Origin of the sequence: Marinomonas sp. MED121 (assembly GCF_000153025.1) — a bacterium.
GTDB lineage: Bacteria > Pseudomonadota > Gammaproteobacteria > Pseudomonadales > Marinomonadaceae > Marinomonas.
Genome location: NZ_CH672429.1, coordinates 1,356,226 through 1,377,554, shown reverse-complemented (window position 1 = coordinate 1,377,554; position 21,329 = coordinate 1,356,226). Strand labels below are relative to the sequence as shown.

The 21,329-nt window shown below is 39.8% G+C and carries 21 protein-coding genes and 1 pseudogene; 7 read left to right on the top strand and 15 right to left on the bottom strand.

What is annotated here, in order from left to right; genetic code table 11:
- Positions 1-31 precede the first annotated feature (31 nt).
- Positions 32-1,270, bottom strand: coding sequence for a leucine-rich repeat-containing protein kinase family protein (locus MED121_RS06265; protein ID WP_009832792.1), 1,239 nt, complete (start codon positions 1,268-1,270; stop codon positions 32-34).
- A gap of 91 nt (positions 1,271-1,361) precedes the next feature.
- The gene (locus MED121_RS06260; RefSeq protein WP_009832791.1) at positions 1,362-2,264 is read right to left on the bottom strand and encodes a LysR family transcriptional regulator; all 903 of its coding nucleotides are present in this window, start codon (positions 2,262-2,264) and stop codon (positions 1,362-1,364) included.
- 119 nt (positions 2,265-2,383) lie between these two features.
- Here MED121_RS06260 and MED121_RS06255 point away from each other — a divergent pair, with 119 nt between their 5' ends.
- Positions 2,384-2,596, top strand: coding sequence for a DUF2798 domain-containing protein (locus MED121_RS06255; RefSeq protein ID WP_009832790.1), 213 nt, complete (start codon positions 2,384-2,386; stop codon positions 2,594-2,596).
- Between the two features lie 70 nt (positions 2,597-2,666).
- On the opposite strand, the gene modF is transcribed toward MED121_RS06255, so the two are convergent.
- Both modF and MED121_RS06245 read right to left on the bottom strand, forming a co-directional pair.
- Positions 2,667-4,103, bottom strand: a complete 1,437-nt coding sequence (modF, locus tag MED121_RS06250; protein ID WP_009832789.1) for a molybdate ABC transporter ATP-binding protein ModF — start codon at positions 4,101-4,103, stop codon at positions 2,667-2,669.
- Positions 4,104-4,310: 207 nt separating this feature from the next.
- Entirely contained in the window at positions 4,311-4,775 is a 465-nt protein-coding gene (locus tag MED121_RS06245; protein ID WP_036178836.1) for a DUF4442 domain-containing protein, read from the bottom strand.
- A gap of 516 nt (positions 4,776-5,291) precedes the next feature.
- Here MED121_RS06245 and MED121_RS06240 point away from each other — a divergent pair.
- Positions 5,292-5,774, top strand: a complete 483-nt coding sequence (locus tag MED121_RS06240; protein WP_009832787.1) for a carboxymuconolactone decarboxylase family protein — start codon at positions 5,292-5,294, stop codon at positions 5,772-5,774.
- A gap of 153 nt (positions 5,775-5,927) precedes the next feature.
- On the opposite strand, the gene MED121_RS06235 is transcribed toward MED121_RS06240, so the two are convergent.
- Entirely contained in the window at positions 5,928-6,374 is a 447-nt protein-coding gene (locus MED121_RS06235) for a YtoQ family protein (protein WP_009832786.1), read from the bottom strand.
- A gap of 281 nt (positions 6,375-6,655) precedes the next feature.
- Between MED121_RS06235 and MED121_RS06230 the strand changes: the two genes are divergently transcribed.
- Positions 6,656-6,949, top strand: a complete 294-nt coding sequence (locus MED121_RS06230) for a hypothetical protein (protein WP_009832785.1) — start codon at positions 6,656-6,658, stop codon at positions 6,947-6,949.
- Positions 6,950-7,053: 104 nt separating this feature from the next.
- Here MED121_RS06230 and ilvC read toward each other — a convergent pair whose 3' ends face one another.
- Positions 7,054-8,529, bottom strand: coding sequence for a ketol-acid reductoisomerase (gene ilvC, locus MED121_RS06225; protein ID WP_009832784.1), 1,476 nt, complete (start codon positions 8,527-8,529; stop codon positions 7,054-7,056).
- Between the two features lie 298 nt (positions 8,530-8,827).
- Between ilvC and MED121_RS06220 the strand changes: the two genes are divergently transcribed.
- A complete protein-coding gene (locus MED121_RS06220) occupies positions 8,828-9,661 on the top strand; it encodes a ketol-acid reductoisomerase (RefSeq protein ID WP_009832783.1) in 834 nt (277 codons plus the stop codon).
- A gap of 71 nt (positions 9,662-9,732) precedes the next feature.
- On the opposite strand, the gene MED121_RS23630 is transcribed toward MED121_RS06220, so the two are convergent.
- Both MED121_RS23630 and MED121_RS06210 read right to left on the bottom strand, forming a co-directional pair.
- Positions 9,733-11,355 (bottom strand): methyl-accepting chemotaxis protein, encoded by a 1,623-nt coding sequence (locus MED121_RS23630; RefSeq protein ID WP_009832782.1) that lies wholly within the window; start codon positions 11,353-11,355, stop codon positions 9,733-9,735.
- Between the two features lie 419 nt (positions 11,356-11,774).
- On the bottom strand, positions 11,775-12,656 hold the full coding sequence (locus MED121_RS06210) for a LysR family transcriptional regulator (protein ID WP_009832781.1): 882 nt from the start codon (positions 12,654-12,656) through the stop codon (positions 11,775-11,777).
- A gap of 120 nt (positions 12,657-12,776) precedes the next feature.
- On the opposite strand from MED121_RS06210, the gene MED121_RS06205 reads away from it, so the two are divergent.
- Positions 12,777-13,445 carry a glutathione S-transferase gene (locus MED121_RS06205; RefSeq protein WP_009832780.1) on the top strand — a complete coding sequence of 223 codons (669 nt, stop codon included), beginning with the start codon at positions 12,777-12,779 and terminating at the stop codon, positions 13,443-13,445.
- Positions 13,446-13,519: 74 nt separating this feature from the next.
- Here MED121_RS06205 and MED121_RS06200 read toward each other — a convergent pair whose 3' ends face one another.
- From MED121_RS06200 to purE, 4 genes are all read right to left on the bottom strand, one after another.
- Entirely contained in the window at positions 13,520-14,773 is a 1,254-nt protein-coding gene (locus MED121_RS06200) for an aromatic ring-hydroxylating dioxygenase subunit alpha (RefSeq protein WP_009832779.1), read from the bottom strand.
- A 369-nt stretch (positions 14,774-15,142) separates the two neighbouring features.
- A complete protein-coding gene (locus MED121_RS06195; protein WP_009832778.1) occupies positions 15,143-15,616 on the bottom strand; it encodes an Lrp/AsnC family transcriptional regulator in 474 nt (157 codons plus the stop codon).
- 264 nt (positions 15,617-15,880) lie between these two features.
- Complete coding sequence (gene purK, locus MED121_RS06190; RefSeq protein ID WP_009832777.1) at positions 15,881-16,948, bottom strand: 5-(carboxyamino)imidazole ribonucleotide synthase; 1,068 nt, start codon at positions 16,946-16,948, stop codon at positions 15,881-15,883.
- Positions 16,948-17,439 carry a 5-(carboxyamino)imidazole ribonucleotide mutase gene (gene purE / locus MED121_RS06185; RefSeq protein WP_009832776.1) on the bottom strand — a complete coding sequence of 164 codons (492 nt, stop codon included), beginning with the start codon at positions 17,437-17,439 and terminating at the stop codon, positions 16,948-16,950. Before purE ends, purK begins: the two co-directional genes overlap by 1 nt.
- Before the next feature lie 315 nt (positions 17,440-17,754).
- Here purE and MED121_RS06180 point away from each other — a divergent pair, with 315 nt between their 5' ends.
- The gene (locus MED121_RS06180; protein ID WP_009832775.1) at positions 17,755-18,456 is read left to right on the top strand and encodes a hypothetical protein; all 702 of its coding nucleotides are present in this window, start codon (positions 17,755-17,757) and stop codon (positions 18,454-18,456) included.
- A complete protein-coding gene (locus MED121_RS24610; RefSeq protein WP_242603181.1) occupies positions 18,450-18,653 on the top strand; it encodes a hypothetical protein in 204 nt (67 codons plus the stop codon). The genes MED121_RS06180 and MED121_RS24610 overlap by 7 nt, the downstream gene beginning before the upstream one ends.
- Positions 18,654-18,751: 98 nt before the next feature.
- Here MED121_RS24610 and MED121_RS06175 read toward each other — a convergent pair whose 3' ends face one another.
- The 3 genes and pseudogenes from MED121_RS06175 to MED121_RS06165 all read right to left on the bottom strand — a co-directional run.
- On the bottom strand, positions 18,752-19,219 hold the full coding sequence (locus tag MED121_RS06175) for a methylglyoxal synthase (RefSeq protein ID WP_009832773.1): 468 nt from the start codon (positions 19,217-19,219) through the stop codon (positions 18,752-18,754).
- Between the two features lie 96 nt (positions 19,220-19,315).
- The gene (pyk, locus tag MED121_RS06170; protein WP_009832772.1) at positions 19,316-20,761 is read right to left on the bottom strand and encodes a pyruvate kinase; all 1,446 of its coding nucleotides are present in this window, start codon (positions 20,759-20,761) and stop codon (positions 19,316-19,318) included.
- Between the two features lie 79 nt (positions 20,762-20,840).
- Positions 20,841-21,329 (bottom strand): annotated as a pseudogene (locus tag MED121_RS06165) (erythrose-4-phosphate dehydrogenase); the annotation flags it as partial.

Below are 21,329 nucleotides of genomic sequence, written 5' to 3'. Positions count from 1 at the left end.
ATCAAATACCGTGATAAAAAATGAGCCAAACTTAATGACGTTTGGCTGCAAGTGCCTGATATTCAGGTGTGCTTTTGTCATTTTCGATACATAGACTTAGCATATCTTCAATGAAATAATTCAGTGCTCGTCTCTCTATCTTCTGTATTCCTTGTTTTTGATAATCTAATAGGTGCTCATATTTTGAAGCCGCACCGAAATCTCCAAATAAAATATGGTTTTCTTTATTAATTAGGACGTTGTGTGCGTATAAATCACCGTGGCTTATCGCTTTATTTTCAAAGTGTTCAAGCAAGCTTTCCATCTGGAACACTATGCTAGATATTTCATTGATGTTAAAACTTTGGCCTTGAGTAAAGGTATCTCTTGTACAGCTTAAAAGACTTGGCGGCTGACCTAAATTGTAATAATCAGCAGGAATGAGTTCCATGACTAAAGCTGAGTAGTCTGCTTCATTAATTTGGGCTAATGGTTTGACCAAATTAGCGTGGTCACCTATTGATAAGCAGGCATCTAATTCGTCTTCTGGGTATCCATCACTGGTGACTTCACCTTTAAAGACTTTAATAGCAACCTCATCCGGAAAAGCATGCTTGCTCTCGGTTAATGTTGCTTTTGAAATAACGCCAGAAGCACCTTGTCCTAATATTTGATGTAGGTTAAACAAGCTCTTATTTACCGTTTGAATTTTTTGCTCAACTGCATTTCGTTGACAAAAAGGGTTACCAGCAAAAGCAAGCCAAGCTAACTTGGGAAGGTCTAGCAATACATCTGGAAAAGTTTTTAATTCATTTGCAGATAGACGAATTAAGCCTAACTTATGACATTGCGATAAGGATTGAGGTAAAGCGGTTAACTTATTGCCAGATAAGGCGAGCTTTTCTAATTGTGATAGCTCCCCTAGGCGTTTAGGTAACTCGACTATTTGATTGTCAGTGAGAATTAACCAACGGGTTTTCAGGGGTAAAGATGACGCTGGTACTTGCTCAATTTTATTTGATTTAAAGCCTATCATCTCAAGTTTTGGGCAAAGAGACAGCATAGGAGGAAGGCTGGTGAACTGATTGTTTGAACAAAATAGAATCTTTAGCTTTTTCAGCCTTCCTAAATCTTGGGGGAGTTCGCTTAATTGATTATTGGATAGATCAAGTATTTCAAGACTATCAGCAAGGTCAAAAATTTCAGTGGGGAACTGGCTAAGATTTTCACTTAGGTTTAAGCGAACTGTGCCTTTAAGTTCACCATTTTTTAATTGCTCTAGCGTCTGCACTTTAACTTCCTATGATAATTTTGGACGCATGATAACAAGCTAGGGGAGTGGAGAATAGCTCTCTTATCCATCCACATTAAAAAAGCAGGCTCTAATTTTCTAAGGCAAGCTCGTTGAGTTTTAGTTGAATATAATCTTGCATGTATTCTTTTAAACGCTTGGCTCTAGGATTAAGTAAACGACCCGTAGACCAGACGGCAAAGAGCTCTCTTTCTGGCCCCTTCCAGTCTTTTAACACTTGGACAATACGACCCGATGCTAGATGATCTCTTGCTTCATTGATTGGTAAGAGTGAAATTCCCAGACCATCACAGACAAAGTGAGTAATCAGGCTGATGTCATTGGTGAGTGTGGATATTTTTGGGTGATATACACAGCTTCTTCCTGTGCTAATTTGATTGAGCTGCCAATTAGGTAGGGTATGGGTGGCAAGTAAGGTGTGCTCTTCTAGTTCCTCTAGTGTTTGAGGTTCACCTTTTAGTGTTAAATAGCTAGGTGCTGCGACAAATAAAGTGGATAGACTGCCTAACTTTTTTTGATAAAGCTGAGAGTCACTTTGTGGACCAATACGAAGTGCAATATCGGCCTTAGCGGCCAGGAGATCTTCTCTTTGATTATTGAGCTGAAGCTCTAGCCGAATATCTGGATATTGTTTAATAAAAGCTGACCACATGGGCTGTAAAAAGCCTAATGAAATATTAGTAGGGGTAAAGACTTTTAAGCTGCCACAGGTTTCTTGGCTTTCCATATCGAGTGCATTTTTAGAGGCTTCTAATTGCTCAAATATAGGTTCGTAGGTTTGATAATAGGTTTGTCCCTCTGGGGTTAAAACAAACTGCCTTGCCGAGCGGTGTACCAATTGAGTGTTAAGGGTTTGCTCAAGTTTTTGTAAGCGTCTAGTGATGGTTGCAGCGGACATATTTAGTTTTGTAGCTGCTTTTGCTAAGCCTTGATGCTGAACAATTTGTATAAAGAGATTGAGGTCGTCGTACATAGGGTGCCAAATATTATTATGATTTCAAAAATGCAATTTGTTGTTCTGATTTTGTCTATATAAAACAATAATGGAAATAAATATACTTTAAGTCTGTTCAAATTGTTAGGAAATAAGCAATGAAAGAGCGCTTAATTTTTACCCTCATTATGTCTTTTCAACTGTCATTGCTAATGAGTTTTTGGGTGACCTGGTTCAATATAGGTTGGACTGAAGTGTTTGTATTTAGCTGGTTTAAGGCGTTTGCTTTTGCTTGGCCGCTAGCGATGGTGATCTCTTTTATGATTACCCCTTTGTCGCAAAAGTTGACATTAAAGTTATCGGCAAGATAAGCGTTATTTTGCCTCAAGGCTACTGTAATGAAACAAGGAAGGTGCAAAGTAATCGCACCTTCTAAAAAGACTAGCTTTGTTTTTTATCTAATTTAAGGTGTCGGCTGATACCTTTGATTTTATCTTCAGCATGGTGGTTGACGTAAATAACCGTGGTTTCGCTACCTGCACAAATCTTTTCAATGAGGGCTAATACTAGCTGTCTATTAATATCATCTAGTCCTAAGCAGGGTTCATCAAGAATTAATAGGGGAGGGTGCTTTACCATGGCTCTTGCTATTAAGATAAGCCTTTGATCACCATAAGATAACTGGTTGAAAGGTTGATCTGCTTTATGTCCCATGCCTAATAGTTCAAGCCATTGATTAGCAATCGCTTTTTCAATGTCTGTGCTCTTATTATAAAGGCCAATACTGTCGTAAAAACCAGAAATAATGACATTTTTCAAACTGGTTCCTACTCGGTACTCCCATTGTAGAGCCGTCGATACATAGCCAATATACTGCTTAATTTGCCAAATGCTTTCACCGTTACCGCGCTGGAACCCAAACACAAAAATGTCATTAACATAACATTGAGGGTGGTCCCCTGTAATTAAGGATAATAGGGCGGTTTTACCACTGCCATTTGGGCCGCTTAATTGCCAATGTTCTTGTCGATTAATACACCAATTTATGCCATCGAGTATGATGGCATCAGCATATTTTACACAAATCTCTTTTAGGTTTACCAGTGGCTGTGATGCATCAAGGCTATTTAATAAAGACTCAGTACTCGCTTCAGGAATAGAGAGGTCAGTGCTTTTTAAATGCAAGAGTTGGTAAAGGTCATCAAATGCCGCTTTATCGGCTTTAGCAACAGTATGTTTTAATTCCCCGTGATCTACATAAGCGACATGAGTTGTGAATGCCGGAAACTCATCAAACCGATTAAGCACCATAACAATTTGAATGCTGTCTTTTATTTGATCTAGATAGTGTTGCAGCATGGCTAATGTATCAGCATCTAAACCGTCAAAAGGCTCATCTAAGATCAATAACTCAGGTTCACTGGCAAGTGCTCTAACTAGCATGACCTTACGGCTTTCGCCAGTAGAGAGTTTACGAAAAGCTCTATCCAAAAGGTAACCGAGCTGAAATTGTGAGATCAAGTGTTCGACAATTTGAGTATTGATGGCGGTCTCTTGGTCACCTTGTAAAATGTCTCTAACAGGCGTTCCTACTGCCACAACATCCATAATGTCGGCGTCATCTTTTTTAAGCTCATTGCTAATTATTTCTGCTTGAGCTTCAAAGGAAACGATGGCTACTTTTGTGGGCAAACCCATTAATTCACCTTGAGTAATATCACCGTAGCCACATAAGCTTGCGGCCAGTGCTGATTTTCCTGCGCCATTATTTCCCGTAATTACCCAATGTTGCTTTGGCTCTATGGTCCAGTTGACCGTTTTGAGAGTAAATTCATTGTCAAATAAAACGGATAAATTACGAGCGTGAATCGTGTGCATTGATCTCTCTTTCAGCAAAAAATTAAATACCCTATTGTAGCCCGAAAACCACTAGTAGCAGTGCTTGTATTTATTTAAAATCCCAGTGATTTCTTTTAATAGACAAGGTGTTAGTAGGGTTTCGTACTTTCACAAGGTATTTGAGGAGAAAATTCTATTTGTTTTATACGCGACAAATGAGTTTAGTTTTTATCTCTAAACGACTTTTTATCTTCCTTTCTTCTTTCTGATATAGATTTGCTTTTTAACTCTAGCGACTAAATCGCCATTTTTATCAAGAATACGGACTTCATATTCAGGTAAGAATTTTTCTCCAGATTCTGTTTTTAAGCGGGCTTCAGCTAGCATTGAATCACTGATGTCAAACTCACAAGTTACCTTACTTGTGCCTGGTTTAATAAACACAATTGCAGCTTTACTATCCCAAACAAGATAATCTTTGCCCAGTATTTGCATGAACATCAGCATAAACCATGGATCTGTCATCGCAAAAAGGCTGCCACCAAAGTGAGTGCCGACATAATTTCGGTTATACCAACGTAAGGGCATCTCGACGTTTAAGTTTCTAAAGTCGCGACTAATGGATGACACCTTGATACCTGTGAATAGATAGGGTGGGTAAAGGTTTATGAGATGTCGAAACAGTGTACTTGGGTGAATTAAGGGAGTCATAAATAGCCTGTTGTTAAATCTTGCTAGGTCGCTTTTTCGTTATGATATAGATCAATCTAAATCTAATACTGACCCTTTTTTAAATTTAGACAATAACAAGCTGGCTCAAAAACAATAGCAATTTCCAGCAAGTTGTTTTCTTATTCGCATCTTCCTTAATAAATATGTGATCTTTAAGGAGGGCTTAATTTAATTACTGAACGCTAATTCAACTTTATAAAGATGTAGTGTGATTATAAAATTTTGTTTGGGTTTCAAATAGCTCAATTTATTTTAAATAATCTTTTCTATTTATTATCAAAACGCTTACGAATAAATGACCTATTTAGCTGTTTTGTATCCTTCCTGAATGTAAATCAAAAAAGTCAGTTGATAGGTTTTTGATGAGCTGGTAACGTATTTTTTTGCTAACTGAGATTTATTTAAGTATTTGACTATGTGAATTTACGTAAAGCGTACTAGTTTTATATAGTTCCGTATTCATTTATTTAATTGAAGAATATGTTGAGGTAGAAAATGGAAGATCGAGTCAATCTAGGTAAAGCAAGTCCCGTCATGTACAAGTCAGTCGTGCAGCTTGATTGCATCGCGACGCAATTCATCGAAGATGCTGGTATTAATGAAGGCTTTAGTCATCTGTTAAAGCTTCGTGCGTCACAAATTAATCAATGTGCTTTTTGCATTCGTTTACATAGTAAGGATGCTTCTGACAGTGGTGAATCTATTGAGAGGATCAGTTTAGTCTCCGCTTGGCGAGAGTCACTTTATTTTGATAATAAGGAAAAGGCGGCTTTTGACTTACTTGAATCTATCACTTTAATTGCTAAAGGGCAGGTACCTGAGTCTGTTTATAAAGCGGCTACTAAGGTACTGACGAAAACACAAATTGCTGCAATAGAATGGTTAAGCATAGTTATTAATGCTTGGAATAGAATTGCGATTTCAAGTCGTTATCCTGTTTTGCCTTCTAGTCCTGATCTAAAACTTCAATTTACTTAAATAGAACATTCTTTGTTTTTGTCGGAACTCAAAAGAAGTAATTTAGTCACTTCTTTCTAAAAGTAAATCGATTTATTGTTAATGATTTCGCTCTTCATAAAACAAAAAAAGAAAGCTAGGCTTCCTTTTTTTGTTTTCATTTATCTGAGCCAGTTAAGAGGCTTGGCAAATATATTCTAAAATACTGACAACTTGCTCAGGTGTTTCTGTGACTGCTAGCGCTTGCGCATCCACTTCTTTGAGTGGGTGGGTTAACTCTGGAGAGTGCATGGTAATTAAGGACTTGCCCAATGCAACGGCTGTACCCGCATCAAAAGCGGCATTCCATTGCTTGTATTTGTCACCAAATCGAACCACGACTATATCGGATTTTTTAATCATATTATTAATGCGAATAGCATTAATTTTGACGGCTTTATGGTCTTTCCAAAAGGCTTTATCTTCTTCGCCTAAAATCACAGACCCCACTTCGTCACTGGATTCATGGTGGCAGTTAGGAGCAAAAATAGTAACAGGAAGGTTTTTTTCAGCGATGCCTTTTTTAATCTGATCACGCCAATCCGAATGAATTTCACCGGATAAATAAACATTATATTGCATTTTAGTCTCCTAGCTTAGAGCCTTTACGGCTCATCAATAATGGCTACATTTTAGTGAAACTAGACCTTAATTGGTATGTAATCATATTCCTTATTCTAAATCTCGATTTCATATGGTGGTTTAAAATCAAGATATGAAAGTGATAGAGTACTTTTTATTAGTGTTTTGAGTTTGCTTATTCGTCTGTGATTCTCTGTCTTATGCGATGATTTTTGAGAAAAATGTTTTCTCTTGATTCACAGGTTCTCTAGAATAGCATTAAATTTAAAGGCGAGTTTATTATGAATACTGAAGTGATCATCTTTGCTTATTGGCTCTTATTTGCCGCAGCGATAGGACGTGTGATTTATATACGTAAAAAAATTATCGTGCCGACATTAAAAGAGTATGGCGCTGATTATCAGGAGTACTTTAGTCCTGTTAAACAGAAAGAGCAGTTACAAGAATACAAAAATATATGCGTCACGCATCAACTAACGAATAAGTATTGGCGTTATATGGAGCTAAGCAGAAAGCTTCATTTCGTTTTGTTTATAGGTTGGATAGCTGTTGTGGCTATCTTCAGCGAGCCCTAGGGTCTGAATAGAGAAGAGAAAGACGCAGTTTGATGCGAACTAATTTTCGCAAAAAAAAGCCAAGACCTTGGTCTTGGCTTTTTTAATCTACTTAAAGAAATCGATTAAACGATTTTCTTCATGTCAGCCATGTGGCCACGTAGCGTATCACCAATTGCTTCAACTGGGTGTGAACGAAGTGCTTTGTTTACTTCGATCAAACGCGCGTTATCAACGCCAGTTTCGCTTGATTCTAGACCACGGCCAATTACGTCAGTCTTGATGTCTTTCATGAAGTCAGCAAGAAGCGGTAGGCAAGCGTGGTTGTATAGGTAACAACCGTACTCTGCAGTATCAGAGATAGTTGCGTTCATTTCATAAAGTTTCTTACGCGCAATCGTGTTAGCGATAAGTGGCGTTTCGTGTAGTGACTCGTAGTAAGCAGAGTCAGCAACGATACCCGCAGCTGTCATTGTTTCGAAAGCAAGCTCAACACCTGCTTTAACCATAGCAACCATCAAGATGCCATTGTCGAAGAACTCTTGTTCAGTGATTTCAACATCGCCTGCTGGCGTTTTTTCGAAGTTAGTCTCAGCAGTCTCTGCACGCCAGCCTAGTAGGTTAACGTCATCGTTAGCCCAATCTTCCATCATAACTCGAGAGAAAGTGCCGTTGATGATGTCATCTTGATGCTTGTTGTATAGCGGGCGCATGATGACTTTCAGCTCTTCAGAAAGATCAAATGCTTTGATCTTAGCTGGGTTAGAAAGGCGATCTAGCATGTTAGTTACGCCGCCATATTTAAGCGCTTCAGTAACCACTTCCCAGCCGTATTGTACCAATTTAGATGCGTAGCCTGCGTCAACACCTTCTTCAACCATTTTGTCGAAGCAAAGGATAGAACCAGTTTGCAACATACCACAAAGGATAGTTTGCTCGCCCATAAGGTCAGATTTAACTTCGGCAATGAAAGAAGACATAAGAACACCGGCTTTATGACCACCAGTACCTACAGCGTAAGCTTTCGCTAGTGCAAGGCCTTCACCTTTAGGATCATTGTCTTCGTGTACAGCGATTAGTGTTGGAACACCAAAGCCACGTACATATTCGTTACGCACTTCAGAACCTGGGCACTTAGGTGCAACCATGATTACGGTTAGGTCATCACGGATTTGCATGCCTTCTTCAACAATGTTGAAACCGTGAGAGTAAGAAAGACAAGCGCCTTCTTTCATAAGAGGCATTACAGCGTTAACAACAGGAGTATGCTGCTTATCTGGTGTTAGGTTAAGAACAACATCCGCTGTTGGGATAAGGTCTTCATAAGTACCAACAACAAAACCGTTCTCAGTTGCATTTTTCCAAGATTGGCGTTTTTCAGCAATGGCAGCAGGACGAAGAGCGTAAGCAACATCACAACCACTATCACGTAGGTTAAGGCCCTGTGCTAGACCTTGTGCACCACAACCGATAACGACCATTTTCTTGCCTTTAAGTGCTTCAACGCCATCGCTGAACTCATCCATAGACATGAAACGACATTTTGCTAGTTGTTCTAGCTGCTCACGAAGTGGCAGGGTGTTGAAGTAATTATTTGACATGAAATCGTCCTAAATAAATAAGATTAAACGGGAATATTATAATAAGGATAATGCTTTTTCCTTAAGGTTGAGCACACTCTACAGAAAGCTTAGTCTTGTGTATATTGATATATAATCATTATAGTGTTGCATTTTATGCAATGATTGTGGGTTTGGCATTAATCATTAAAGGCCGGAGGCTGTGCAGGGGATTTATACAATGTTTTTAACCCTATTTGTAATGTGTTAGTGTGCTTGATTGAGCTTGATCTTATATAGCTTAAACCATTGTTTAGACACGAATATAAGGAAAATTATCATGTCAAATATAAGCCTAAGCTTAAAATTAGGGCTGATCTTTAGTGCCGGATTTTTGCTTGCTTGTCAAAGTACTCAGCTACCCTCAACCGCAAAACATGCAACCACCCATGAAGCGTTAGCACAGACTTATCCTGCTGCAATTATTGAACCTAAGTTGGTGCGCGATGCGATTAAGATAGAAAAGGTCTTAAACGAAAGGCAGGATGTGCCTTTACCAGCCGACCAAAAGAGTTACAAAATTGTAGCTGGTAGCCAGCCTATTATCATTACGGCGCCCCATTCGGTGAGGCCGTATAGAAATGGAAAGTATCGCTTTTCAGATGGGGGTGGAACAGCCGCTTATGCGTTAGCCTTAGCCGAACTTGTTGGTGCTCATGTGATTTATGCACAATATGAGAATAAGACAGATGCCAATTTCGAAGATAATAATGAATTTAAACGTCAGTTAGATAGCTTAATTGAACAGGTAAAACCCAAACTAGTGCTAGATATCCATGGCAGTAATCCAATGCGTTCTTATGATGTTGATATAGGTAACATGAATGGGGATGCTGTGTTAGGGCAAAATGAATTGGTTGCTGATTTGATTGAGCAATTGGCGAAAGAAGGTATTAGCAGTATTTCGTATAATCGCTTTAGTGCAAGTACACAGCAAACTATTGCTAAGTTTGCTAGCAAAAGAGGCGTACCAAGCATTCAACTTGAGGTTAACGCTACCTATTTGATGCCAAGTGAAGGCTCTCTTGAGGCGCAAAGGTTTGCTATTTTGTTACAAGCCTTGACCCGCTACCTTGCTGAAGATGTATTAGATGAAGGTGCTGTGACTTTATAAAGTCAAAATACGTACTTCAATGCAAAAAAGGCAGATTTTTATCTGCCTTTTTTGTCATCAAAGTGTCTGTCTTAAGATACTTTAAATTGTTTTATTAAGTCTTTAAGTTGATGTGCCAACTGGTTTAAATTGAGACTGGCTTCTTTAGTCTGCTCAGCGCCTTCGTTGGTCTGTTTCGTCATTTCGCTGATTTGACTAACATTTAGGTAAATATCGTCTGTTACTGCACTTTGTTCTTCGGTGGTACTTGCAATAAGGGCATTCTGCTCATTGATTTCATGAATCGCCTTGTTAATGCCGATTAAAATATCACTGGTCATTTTCGCTTTTTCAGTCGCCATACCTGCAGTATTTTGACTTTGCTCCATTACGCTAACCGCTTCTCTTGAATCAGTCTGAAGCTTTAAAATCATTTGATTAATTTCTTCAGTAGAAGATTGAGTTTTGCTAGCAAGGTTACGAACTTCATCCGCTACAACAGCAAAACCACGTCCTTGCTCTCCTGCTCGTGCAGCTTCGATTGCTGCGTTTAAAGCCAGAAGATTAGTTTGCTCTGCAATGCCTTGAATAACGTCTAAAATTGAACCGATTTCTTCACTGTTTTGTTCTACTTGAGCGATAACACTGCCAGCATCGCCCACATTTTTTGATAAAACATCGATCTCTTCAATGGTATCTTGCATGGCTTCAAGGCCTTGCTGTGTTCGGCTATTGATATCAACGGTTGATTCGGATGCCGAATTGGCATTAAGGGCAACATCCCTAATGGATTGGCTCATCTGATGAGAGGCCGTAGCGAGTAGCTGGGTTTTATCTGATTGATCTTTTACCGCAGCCGTTGTTTGTTCCGTGATAGCTGAGGTTTGTTGTGAGGTGGCTGAAAGTTGTAGTACCACATCAGACACTTCATCTAGACTTGTTTGAAATTTGCTAAGCATACTGTTAATGGCATCAGCTGTTTGCGCAATTTCTGTTTTATTATCGATGGAAACTCTCGCGGTTAAATCAGACTCTTGTTCAATCTGAGTGATGCTACGAGTTAATGTGTTAAGCGGCCTTAAGATGTTGTTAAGCAAGATGATGGCAATAAAAATCCCAAAGCCAACCGCTACTGCAATAATGATAATGCCTGTGGTAATGGCATTTTCTCGTGTTTTACCTGCATTTTCTCGGTAAACTTCTGCATTATGTACAGAGAACTCAATGATTCTTTCTAGTTCGCTATCAAGTTCATGGAGTTTATCTTCTGCTAAATCGATTTTGTCTTGGGCTGCTTTATTATTAAGGCTAGTCAGAGAAAGAATCTCTTCCTCAAGTTCTATCCAATCTTCAAAGTGCTCAATACTGCTTTTTATTTGGCGTTGAATCTTATCCCCAATAGCTCGTTCCTGAACAAGTTTAAGATCCTGCATGATAAGATCTTCTAAATGATGAATTTCATCTTTTGAGGCTTGTGTTTGGGTCGCTGCATGTCTGTTTTTTTCAACCAAAAGCTCCAACTGAGTTAGCTCAACTTCAGCGGTTAAAGAGGAGCGAGTGACAGTAAAAGGATGATCAAAAACTTTTTCTGTTAGATGGCTTAAGTTCGATATTTGATAGAACGAAAATGAGCCAAGGGCAATAACGATGGAAATAAGTAAAGCCAAACCAAAAACAAGTTGTTGTTTGATTGTTAACTGCTTCAAAATTGACATTGTTCTTCCTGTAAATTTTAGTGGGGGCCTAAATTAGGCGGTTCAAATCCGCAGAAGTTGGTAATTAATAAGTGGCGCTATTCTAGGGTATTTAATTTCTTTTAGTACTTATAATTGTAACTGAAGCATTTACAAAAAGAATATAAAAAATAAAATTACTACTCTTGAATATTGCGATTTTATGATTTTTTTAGGTTTTTTCTGTGTTTTATCAATGAAAGGTATATTTGTTTTAAAAAATATTACTGAGTTGCGTTCAGTTTTTTGCTTTGGATGTTATTTTTTGCATGAAAATTGATCAAACATACTAACTTTTTTGTGATTCAAGTTCTAAAAAGCTCGGTATTTAGATTTTTTAACTCTTTTGCTGTAATACGAATTAATACTTATGCGCTGTTTCCTTAGATAGTTAAAGTAACTTAGACAGCTAGAGCAAGTAGTGCCGATAGCTTTTTGTTGTCTGTATGCTGTTTAGGATAGATCAGGTGTGATTGGAATAAATATGGTGTGCCTGTTACTTGTATTTGGACCAAACTTCCGCGTTTAATTTCCTCTTCTACAACACACAAAGGTAATAGACCAATTCCCATTTTTGCAAGCAAACACCTTTTAATAACTTCTACATTCGAAAAGCTCTGCTTTGGCGTTAGAATAAATCCTGATTCCACAAAATGAAGGTCTGCCGCTCTTCGATAATTGCATTCTGCTTCGGTTGTGATTAACGGGTATTGATTAAGCTCTGCAACCGTCAAAGGGGTACTTGCCCGACAAAAATCAGGGCTAGCAACATAAATAATAGGTTCTAATTTCAGGTGTTTTGACCCCCATTTTTTCTCTTCAATCGCAAGTTCTGATGTTTTACTCATAATGATGGCAGCATTTATGTCATTTTGTTTGAGCGCTGTCTCATAATCGTAAGGCTCATGAATCAATGTAATTTCTAATTCTGGCTCTGATTCTTGCAACTTTTCAATCAGCTTAGGTAATCGATAAATACAGAGTGAACTTGGAGCAAACAAGGTGATATTTCCCTTAAGCGAGCCCTTAAAGTTTTGTGCTATTTGTTTTATTTGTATTTCTTGAGAACAAAATGCCTGAAATTTCGGTAACAGTGAGAGGCCGATGTCACTGAGTTGAATGTTGCGTCCTTTGCTTTCAAAAAGTGGTACTTCTAATTCTGCTGCAAGCTCTTTTAATTGAGCGGAAATGCTTGAAGGTGCTAAGTGTAATCGTTGGGCGGCTTTATTTATGCTGCCATCTTGATGAACTGCGAGTAAGCTGCGGACTTGTTTTGGTGTCATGGAAAATATCTATTCGCTTTTTTCGAATGGTTTGTTCGGATTAATTCGCTTTTATTGTTCTTTATGTCAGCCTAGCATGAGGCTTCTCTTAATCACAAACTTTATAAAGGGGTTTGATAAATGGAATTGTTTATTGCTTATAAGAACTACTCTTCTTGGTCTTTAAGGCCTTGGCTTGCGATGAAGGTGGCAGGGCTAGCCTTTGAAGAAACCATTTTCCCTTTTTATCACGATACATCATTAACAGATTTTGCAAGGCAAGAAGTGATTCCGGCAAGTGTGCCGATTTTAAAAATTGATAATCAAGTTGTTTGGGACTCCATGGCGATTATGGAGGTTTTAGCCGATACCTACCCAGAGGCAAATTTGTGGCCAGAATCTAAACTCTGGCGAGCATTGGCTCGATCGGCATCCGCCGAGATGCATTCAGGTTTCTTGGGGCTCAGAAGTCAGTTTCCTATGAATTGTCGTCGTCAAACTAAGGTAAGTGCAAACGCAGAAAGTTTAAAGGATATTGCGCGTCTCGCTGATTTATGGCGGCAGTTTTATCAGGCTGATGAGGAATTGATATCAAGTCGTAGTCAGGGGCCGTTTTTATGTGGCGCTTTTTCAATAGTCGATGCTATGTATGCCCCCGTTATGTGGCGAATTAGAAATTATGGTTTATTTGTCAGTGATGAATTTGAAGCCTGGTCAAAGGCAATGTATGCACTGCCTGAAATGCAAGAATGGTTGCAAGCAGCAGAGGCTGAAAAGTGGATAATAGAAGCTTATGATGCTGTTAATTAAGATTGTCGCCGATAAAAAAACCGGAGTCATTTTTCATGATTCCGGTTTTTTTTATTTTCGTGTTAGTGGCTGCTTTACAAGTTTTTAGCTAGTTCATCACAATACCAATCAACAAAGTTGATGACCCCAAATTCATAGGTTGGGTGATAGGGGCCTGGTTGGTATGCAATAGAGTTAATACCTTCTTGTGAACGCTCGGCAAGGTCTCTATCTTGTTGATTGGTGTGATCCCATACATGGCGCATGCGCTCCACATCATAATCAACGCCTTCTACTGCATCTTTATGTACTATCCATTTTGTAGTGACGAGGGTTTTTTCAGGACCTAGAGGAAGGACTCTAAAAGTAATAAGGTGATCGCCTTGAAAGTGATTCCATGAATTAGGTAGGTGTAAGAAACGCATTGCACCCATATCTTCATCAGGAATATTACCAAGTAACTTGCTGCACGCGCGTTTGCCATCCATTGTCATAGAGACAACGCCATTTAACAGCGGCATACGAACAATACGATTTCTTAGGCCTTCTTCAATATGCTTATAAGGCACACCTAAACTTTCCCATTTAGCTTCTTTTTCAGCGCAAAGGGCTTTAAATTCATCGGTTGCTCTTGGGTCTGTTGTATCATCAAATTCGATCAAAGAGTTGAGGAGCTCTGGGTGGGAACCATTACAGTGATAACACTCACGGTTATTCTCAATGACTAGTTTCCAGTTGGCATCTTCAACGATATGACTTTCAACAGCGACTTTAGCATTTTCTAAATCATGGATGCCGATATGTGCTTGGGCTTTTTCTGCAAAAGCACCAAAAGGTTCTGGCTCATCTGCAAGGCTGACAAAAATATAGCCTTGTAACACCTCAACAGAGATGGAATGTAAGCTAAATTCTTTTTTATCAAAACCGTCGGTTAGCTCCATAGAGTTAGCAAATAACAATTCACCATCTAGTTCATAGGTCCACTGATGATATGGGCAAACAAGCTTAGCGACTTTACCCGCTTCACCTAATACCACTTTATGGCCACGGTGACGACAAGTGTTATGGTAGCCTTGTATATTGCCTTCTTTATCGCGTACAAGAAAAATAGGATTGTTGCCTATTTCCAATGTCATGTAATTGCCTGTTTTAGGAATTTCACAGGTTAGGCCTGCAAAAATCCAACTCTTACAGAAAATCTCAGACATGTCTAAGTCGTATATCTCTTTGGAGTTATAGAAAGGAGCTTCTAAACTAAAATTACGCTTACGAGATTCTATTAACGCTTTAACGTCTTCTCGAGAGAGGGAAGGGTTGGTGATGTCTGTGAGTGTTATTTTATTTCCCATTGCGACTTCCTCATTATGTATTGGGATTCGAGCGACCTAGAGCTCAAATGAATTTAAAGGGGTAAAGCGTCGTCGCCTTCTCTCGATTATAGTAATTATTTGTATCTTAACTCATAATTTTTTGAGTTAAATTGTTGCTGTAAAGCGTGTGTGCGACTGCGAGAATTCTCGCTTTGAGAGGTTTTTATGGGAATGTTCAAAAACGACACATATTTATCTGTTTATACCTGGCGTGGTCGTTTTTAGCCGCAAGTGACGTTATGTAGAAATAATCGTGAGGAAGCCATTTATTTCTATAAAAAGAGAGAGTGAAACGAGGTGATAATCGCCATATTTTGCTTGCGCAAATATATGGCGAATACTCAATGCCTAAGCAGGCAGTGGAAGTACTGTTTGGTGTTTAATTTGATCTAGAATAACCGTTGATTTTACTTGGCTAACACCCGATAGCGAGACCAGTTGGTCCATCATGAAATCGGAGAAGCTTTTAAGGTCTGCACTGACAACTCTTAAGAGGTAATCGGTATCTCCTGTCACTGAGTAGCATTCAAGAATATTATCTATCTTGTTTATTTCTTCTTGAAATTCCATCGCTGTTTTACCACCTTTTTTGTCTAAGGTGACATTAACGAATGCCATTACATGAAAACCAAGTGAGCTAGGGTTTAAATGAGTAATGTAATTCTCTATTAATCCGCTTTGTTCTAAGCGTTGCAATCGTCTTGAGCATTGTGAAGGGGATAAGCTGACCGTTTCAGATAGGGCGACATTAGACAGACGCGCATTTTTCTGCAGCGCTTTTAAAAGCCTCCAATCATAGTGATCAAGTTCTATAGCTTGCATGTACTCTCCTAAACTAACATCTTAGAGACGATGGACGAAGTAACAATCTTCGCTTTATGATCAATAAGTTATTCCATTAATCTTAATTCTACTGGTTTAGCATAAAAGATAAAGGCCAATAGGTTTTGATAGTGAAAAAGTTATTCTTTTTATAGCGAACTTACAATGCCTAGAACTTCTAATTTAACTTTTCTAGGACTAAAGTAGGGAGCACGATCATTAGCACTATATTATACAATACTAATTAACATGTTCCCAATTTCCTTAGTGTGAAAGATGCCCTGTTAACCAAGATAGGGCTTGATTATAAGGGGTTGGTAGCTTGTCTAATTTTATAAGTGCGTCTTTTAATTCTGCTTGATCGCCACTACAAAAATTTAAATGACCGACTTTACGACCCACTCGGACCTCTTTTTTATACCAATATAGCTCTAAACCGGGAATAGACAACCAATCGTAATCCACAGGAACGCCGATGAGATTAACCATCAAGCTTTGGTTTTTAATGACAGCTTTTGCTAAGGGTAACCCTGCTACAGCGCGCATATGGTTCTCAAATTGGCTTACGCTTGCCCCTGCTTGAGTCCAATGGCCACTATTATGAACTCTAGGGGCTAGCTCATTAATCATGAGTTGATCGCCAACACGGAAACATTCCATTGCCATCACACCAACATAATCCAGGTCATTCATAAGCTTGGCTAGCATCTCTTCAGCTTTAGCTTGTAATGGTGCTAAGCGTTTTAATGGTGCGATAGACGCATACAAGATGCCGTTAATGTGTAGGTTCAGAGTCAAAGGATAAAAATAGGTTTCACCAGACTTGCCTCTTACGCCAACAATAGAAACTTCTTCATCAAAGCCAATACCTTGTTCTGCAATCGCGCAACCTTTCCAGTCATGAGGAACTTCGCTTGGCTGAGACGCTTTTAACCAATGCTGGCCTTTGCCGTCATAGCCACCACGGCGTTGTTTTAATAAGACGCGTTCACCTAAATCCTGGTGTAGTTGCTCTGCACTGGTCTCTTCTGTAACAGGAAACCATGGCGCAGTGGCAAGCTCAAGCTTGTCCAGTAATTGCTTTTGCGTTAAGCGGTCTGCAAGTTGAGGAAAGGTTTGCAAATTAACAAAATTAGCATGTGTTGCTAATTGGTTAGTCGCTGTGGTGCTAGGCCACTCTTCTCTCTCTGCGGTAACAACGTCATCAGCCGCTAAGCTAAGTTGTGCTTGGCTCTCAATATCAACCGTTTCAACGTCAAGTCCAAGTGGATTTGCTGCTTGTTTTAGCATGGCGCCGAGTTGCCCTGCGCCTAATACCCATATTTTAGACATTAGGCCTCCCTAGGATCTGGGTTAGCAAGCACTGTGTCTGTTTGTTCTGCACGGAAAGCTTGAATGCGAGCGGTAAGCTCAGGGTCTGTAATCGCTAAAATTTGGCACGCTAGAAGGCCTGCATTAAATGCACCTGCTGTGCCGATCGCTAACGTACCAACCGCAACACCTTTAGGCATTTGAGCGATAGATAATAAGCTATCCATGCCGCTCAGCGCTTTACTTTGTACTGGTACGCCTAAAACAGGTAGGTGAGTGTGTGCAGCTACCATGCCTGGTAAATGCGCTGCGCCACCTGCGCCGCCAATAATAACTTGAATACCTTTGTCTGCTGCTTGTTCAGAGAATTCTGCCAGTTTTACTGGTGTTCTATGGGCTGAGACAACTTCCACATGATATGGAACCTGAAGTTGGTCCATGATTTGAGCGGCACCTTCCATAGTAGGCCAGTCACTTTTTGATCCCATGATGAGGGCAACTTTAGCTTGCAAAGTAATTCTCCTATAGCACGTTTCCAACCTGGTGGGGGCTCTATTCACTGAGTCGAAACGTTTATATGTGATAGATAGATTGTTCGGTCGAGCTGTTTTTACACCTAAGAAGCAGTGAATGCCGGCTGCTGTTCAAGTGTAAGGATATTGCGGCGCTAATATAGCCGATTATGGGCTTGCGAGCGAGAGAAACAGGGAGTTTAAGTCTGATTCATAAAAAAATTAAATATAAAAAATATGAATGTTGAATATTTATTTCATTGATGTTTATATTTTACAAATAGAATTAATAACTTAGCAAAAGTGAAGGGCGAAATGACAACGCAGAACTATTTTCGATCGTTAGATAAATATCGTGCATATGAGGATGTTATTCACGACCTATTGGCCTCCATTTTAACTAGTTTAGATAGTGAGGTTCTATTGAATGATCCAAAATCACAAAGAGAGACGATTGAGCAGCTTAGTCGAGCTTATCCTTTTGTCGAACTTATTTACTGTCTTGACGTAAATGGTATTCAGCAACAAGAGACAGTATATAGCCCTATGGTGAGTGCAAGAGGGCGGCGCTCTTTTAGTAAGGGTAGTGATCGTAGTCGCAGACCCTATTTTTTAGCAGCTCAAGAAAGCCAAAGTAAAGTGGTAGTGACTCAGCCTTATTTGTCTTCAGCGACGCATCAATTAGCGCTCTCTTCTGTGCAACATGTTATTTCGGCTGAAGGGAAAGATATGGGCTATTTAGTGATTAACTTTAGTTTGATACGTCTCTTATCTTATTTGTTAGGTGATGGCTTAAGAAATCGTATGCACCCTTTCTTTCAAGCTATTTATAGCTTGATTGGTGGTTTTTTGATCTTGGTTTCCTTGTGGCTTCTAGCGGCTGCTTTCATGTCGTTAGTGAAGGGGTTTTCATTATTAGAAGATACGACGAGTAGCTCATTTAGTGTGGTAGTCATGATTACTTTAGGCTTGGCAATCTTTGACCTAGGTAAAACCATTTTAGAAGAGAGGTGTTAGTCAGTAAGGATATTAATCATTACAACTCCACTACGCGCACCATAATGCGTTTTATGTCGGCCATTATTATTGCCGGTGTCGATGAGCTCTTTGCTATGTTCAAGTCGGTACTGAATCCTGCTAATGGGCAACTGATGAATGGGGTTTGGATGTTGTTTTCGGGGGTAGGTTTGCTCGCAGTTTGGGGGTGTATTTAAAACTGAGCCGAGATAGTGAATAGGTAGCGAATAAAGTGAATGGCTGTTAGGTGCTGCCATTCACTATGATCTGGATAAAACTAAAACATTATCAACAATTAATCATCAATACGAGCGGCCAAATAAGCGTCGTAATCAGGTACTGTTCTTTCATATTCGCTTGCAAGTAAAGGTGAAGAAATCAAAAAGTTAGCCGAACTCACACTACAGGCAATCGGAATATTCCATACTGCAGCAACCCTCAGCAATGCCTTAATATCTGGATCATGCGGCATAGGTTCAAAAGGATCCCAGAAGAAGATAAGCACGTCGACTTTACCTTCTGCAATCATGCCGCCAAGCTGTTGATCGCCGCCTAGAGGTCCACTGATTAAAGGGGTAACGGCAACACTTAGTTGTTTTTGGAGTAGATTACCTGTGGTGCCTGTGGCTAATAGTTTATGGCCAACCAGCTTCTCTTTATGGATGTCAGCCCACTCAATTAATTCTGCCTTCATATTGTCATGGGCAACTAGGGCAATGTTTTTAATCGCACTAGTCGTCGCTTGTTTCTTTTGCATTTTCATTCTCCAAACTCGGCATCTTTCTACTCATAGAAGCAAAATAGCCCAGTTTGCTTCCAAACTGGGCTATTTATCATAACAACTAATGGCTTTGCTTGCTTAGTGAACATCACCAATGCGTACAATTTTCATCGCATTAGTGGTGCCACAGCTCACTAGATGATCACCTTTCGTTAAGATCACAAGATCACCATCTTTGACTAAACCTTGAGCCTTAAGTGCATCAACCAAACCTTGGTTTAGGTTGTCACGATTGTATTCCTTAGATGGGAAAGCAATCGGCGTCACACCACGATAAAGGGCTACACGGTTAAGGGCTTCTTGATTAGGTGAAAGCGCATAAATAGGTAGACCAGAACTGATGCGCGACATTAATAGTGGGGTGGTGCCCGATTCAGTCAAGCTAATGATGGCTGACACACCTTCAAGGTGGTTAGCTGCATACATAGCAGACATGGCAATGGTTTCGTCAATGCTGGTAAAAGTCACATCTAAACGGTGCTTAGAGCGGTTGATTGCAGGTTGCTTCTCAGCCCCTTTACACACGCGCACCATGGTTTGGATGACTTCTTCTGGATAATCCCCCGCCGCAGTTTCAGCAGAAAGCATCACAGCATCTGTGCCATCAAGTACAGCATTAGCAACGTCAAATACTTCTGCACGAGTTGGCATCGCACTTGTAATCATGGTTTCCATCATTTGAGTTGCAGTGATAACGGGGCGGTTCAATTGACGACAACGCTTGATCATGTGTTTTTGCACACCGATCAACTCAGCATCACCGATTTCAACACCTAGATCGCCACGAGCAACCATGACAGCGTCAGAAGCAAGAATGATGGCATCCAGTGTTTCATTATCAGCAACGGCTTCAGCGCGTTCTACTTTCGATACTATGCCTGTTTCAAGACCTGCAGCGAGAGCCAGGCTGCGAGCTTCTTCGATATCTTCTGCACTACGTGGGAAAGAAACCGCTAGGTAATCTGCCTTAAGTGCTGCTGCTGTTTTGATATCTTCTTTGTCTTTATCTGTTAATGCTGCAGCAGATAAGCCACCACCTTGACGGTTGATGCCTTTATTGTTTGATAATGGACCACCAACAATGACTTTAGTAATGACTTCTTGGCCTTTAACTTCAAGGACTTCAAGTACCACACGACCATCATCTAATAATAAAATGTTGCCAGGTTCTGAGTCGGTTGCTAGTTGTGGGTAATCAATACCAACACGGGTTTCATCACCGTTATTCTTATCAAAACCGACATCTAAAACAAAGGTGTCACCATCTTTAAGGTTTACCTTGGTGTTTTTAAAACGAGCAATACGAATTTTAGGGCCTTGCAGGTCGCCTAGAATCGCAACATGCTTGCCATTTTTTGCCGCCATTTCGCGAACAATATTGGCACGATTAATATGATCTTCAGGTTGACCGTGAGAAAAGTTAAGGCGGAAAACATTTGCGCCTGCATTAATCAGCTTCTCAATCATTTCTGGTGAACTAGAAGCGGGACCTAATGTTGCGACAATTTTTGTTCTACGAGTCATATTAATATTACCAAGATAAAAAATTAGAAGAAGGGATTATAAGATAGGGAAAGGGCTGCGTCAGCAGCCCTTCAACTAATTACTTAGCATTCATCAAAGCGATGGTGTTATCTAACATTCTGTTAGAGAAGCCCCATTCGTTATCATACCAAGCCATTACTTTTACAAGCTTGCCTTGAACGCGAGTTTGAGTCGCATCAAAATTTGAGGTGAAAGTGCTGTGATTAAAGTCGCTAGAAACGAGAGGTTCATTGTTAACCGCTAATACTTGCGCCAGAGTTGCGTCGTTTGCAATGGCATCAGCAATGATCTGGTTTACTTCTTCAGCTGTTGTTTCGCGTGGTGCTAAGAAAGTTAAGTCAACCAAAGAGACATTGATAGTAGGTACACGTACCGCCATACCATCAAATTTACCTGCTAGTTCAGGAACAACTAAGCCTACCGCAGCGGCTGCGCCAGTTTTAGTTGGGATCATGTTCATTGCTGCAGCACGGGCACGGTAAAGGTCTTCGTGATAGACATCAGATAGTCGCTGATCATTAGTATAAGCGTGAATTGTCGTCATCAA

What these genes read in the sequence shown, in the direction of transcription:
- MED121_RS06260 (WP_009832791.1), bottom strand. Translation starts at nt 2,264, where the DNA reads ATGTACGACGACCTCAATCTCTTTATACAAATTGTTCAGCATCAAGGC.
- MED121_RS06255 (WP_009832790.1), top strand. Translation starts at nt 2,384, where the DNA reads ATGAAAGAGCGCTTAATTTTTACCCTCATTATGTCTTTTCAACTGTCA.
- modF (WP_009832789.1), bottom strand. Translation starts at nt 4,103, where the DNA reads ATGCACACGATTCACGCTCGTAATTTATCCGTTTTATTTGACAATGAA.
- MED121_RS06245 (WP_036178836.1), bottom strand. Translation starts at nt 4,775, where the DNA reads ATGACTCCCTTAATTCACCCAAGTACACTGTTTCGACATCTCATAAAC.
- MED121_RS06240 (WP_009832787.1), top strand. Translation starts at nt 5,292, where the DNA reads ATGGAAGATCGAGTCAATCTAGGTAAAGCAAGTCCCGTCATGTACAAG.
- MED121_RS06235 (WP_009832786.1), bottom strand. Translation starts at nt 6,374, where the DNA reads ATGCAATATAATGTTTATTTATCCGGTGAAATTCATTCGGATTGGCGT.
- MED121_RS06230 (WP_009832785.1), top strand. Translation starts at nt 6,656, where the DNA reads ATGAATACTGAAGTGATCATCTTTGCTTATTGGCTCTTATTTGCCGCA.
- ilvC (WP_009832784.1), bottom strand. Translation starts at nt 8,529, where the DNA reads ATGTCAAATAATTACTTCAACACCCTGCCACTTCGTGAGCAGCTAGAA.
- MED121_RS06220 (WP_009832783.1), top strand. Translation starts at nt 8,828, where the DNA reads ATGTCAAATATAAGCCTAAGCTTAAAATTAGGGCTGATCTTTAGTGCC.
- MED121_RS23630 (WP_009832782.1), bottom strand. Translation starts at nt 11,355, where the DNA reads ATGTCAATTTTGAAGCAGTTAACAATCAAACAACAACTTGTTTTTGGT.
- MED121_RS06210 (WP_009832781.1), bottom strand. Translation starts at nt 12,656, where the DNA reads ATGACACCAAAACAAGTCCGCAGCTTACTCGCAGTTCATCAAGATGGC.
- MED121_RS06205 (WP_009832780.1), top strand. Translation starts at nt 12,777, where the DNA reads ATGGAATTGTTTATTGCTTATAAGAACTACTCTTCTTGGTCTTTAAGG.
- MED121_RS06200 (WP_009832779.1), bottom strand. Translation starts at nt 14,773, where the DNA reads ATGGGAAATAAAATAACACTCACAGACATCACCAACCCTTCCCTCTCT.
- MED121_RS06195 (WP_009832778.1), bottom strand. Translation starts at nt 15,616, where the DNA reads ATGCAAGCTATAGAACTTGATCACTATGATTGGAGGCTTTTAAAAGCG.
- purK (WP_009832777.1), bottom strand. Translation starts at nt 16,948, where the DNA reads ATGTCTAAAATATGGGTATTAGGCGCAGGGCAACTCGGCGCCATGCTA.
- MED121_RS06180 (WP_009832775.1), top strand. Translation starts at nt 17,755, where the DNA reads ATGACAACGCAGAACTATTTTCGATCGTTAGATAAATATCGTGCATAT.
- MED121_RS06175 (WP_009832773.1), bottom strand. Translation starts at nt 19,219, where the DNA reads ATGAAAATGCAAAAGAAACAAGCGACGACTAGTGCGATTAAAAACATT.
- pyk (WP_009832772.1), bottom strand. Translation starts at nt 20,761, where the DNA reads ATGACTCGTAGAACAAAAATTGTCGCAACATTAGGTCCCGCTTCTAGT.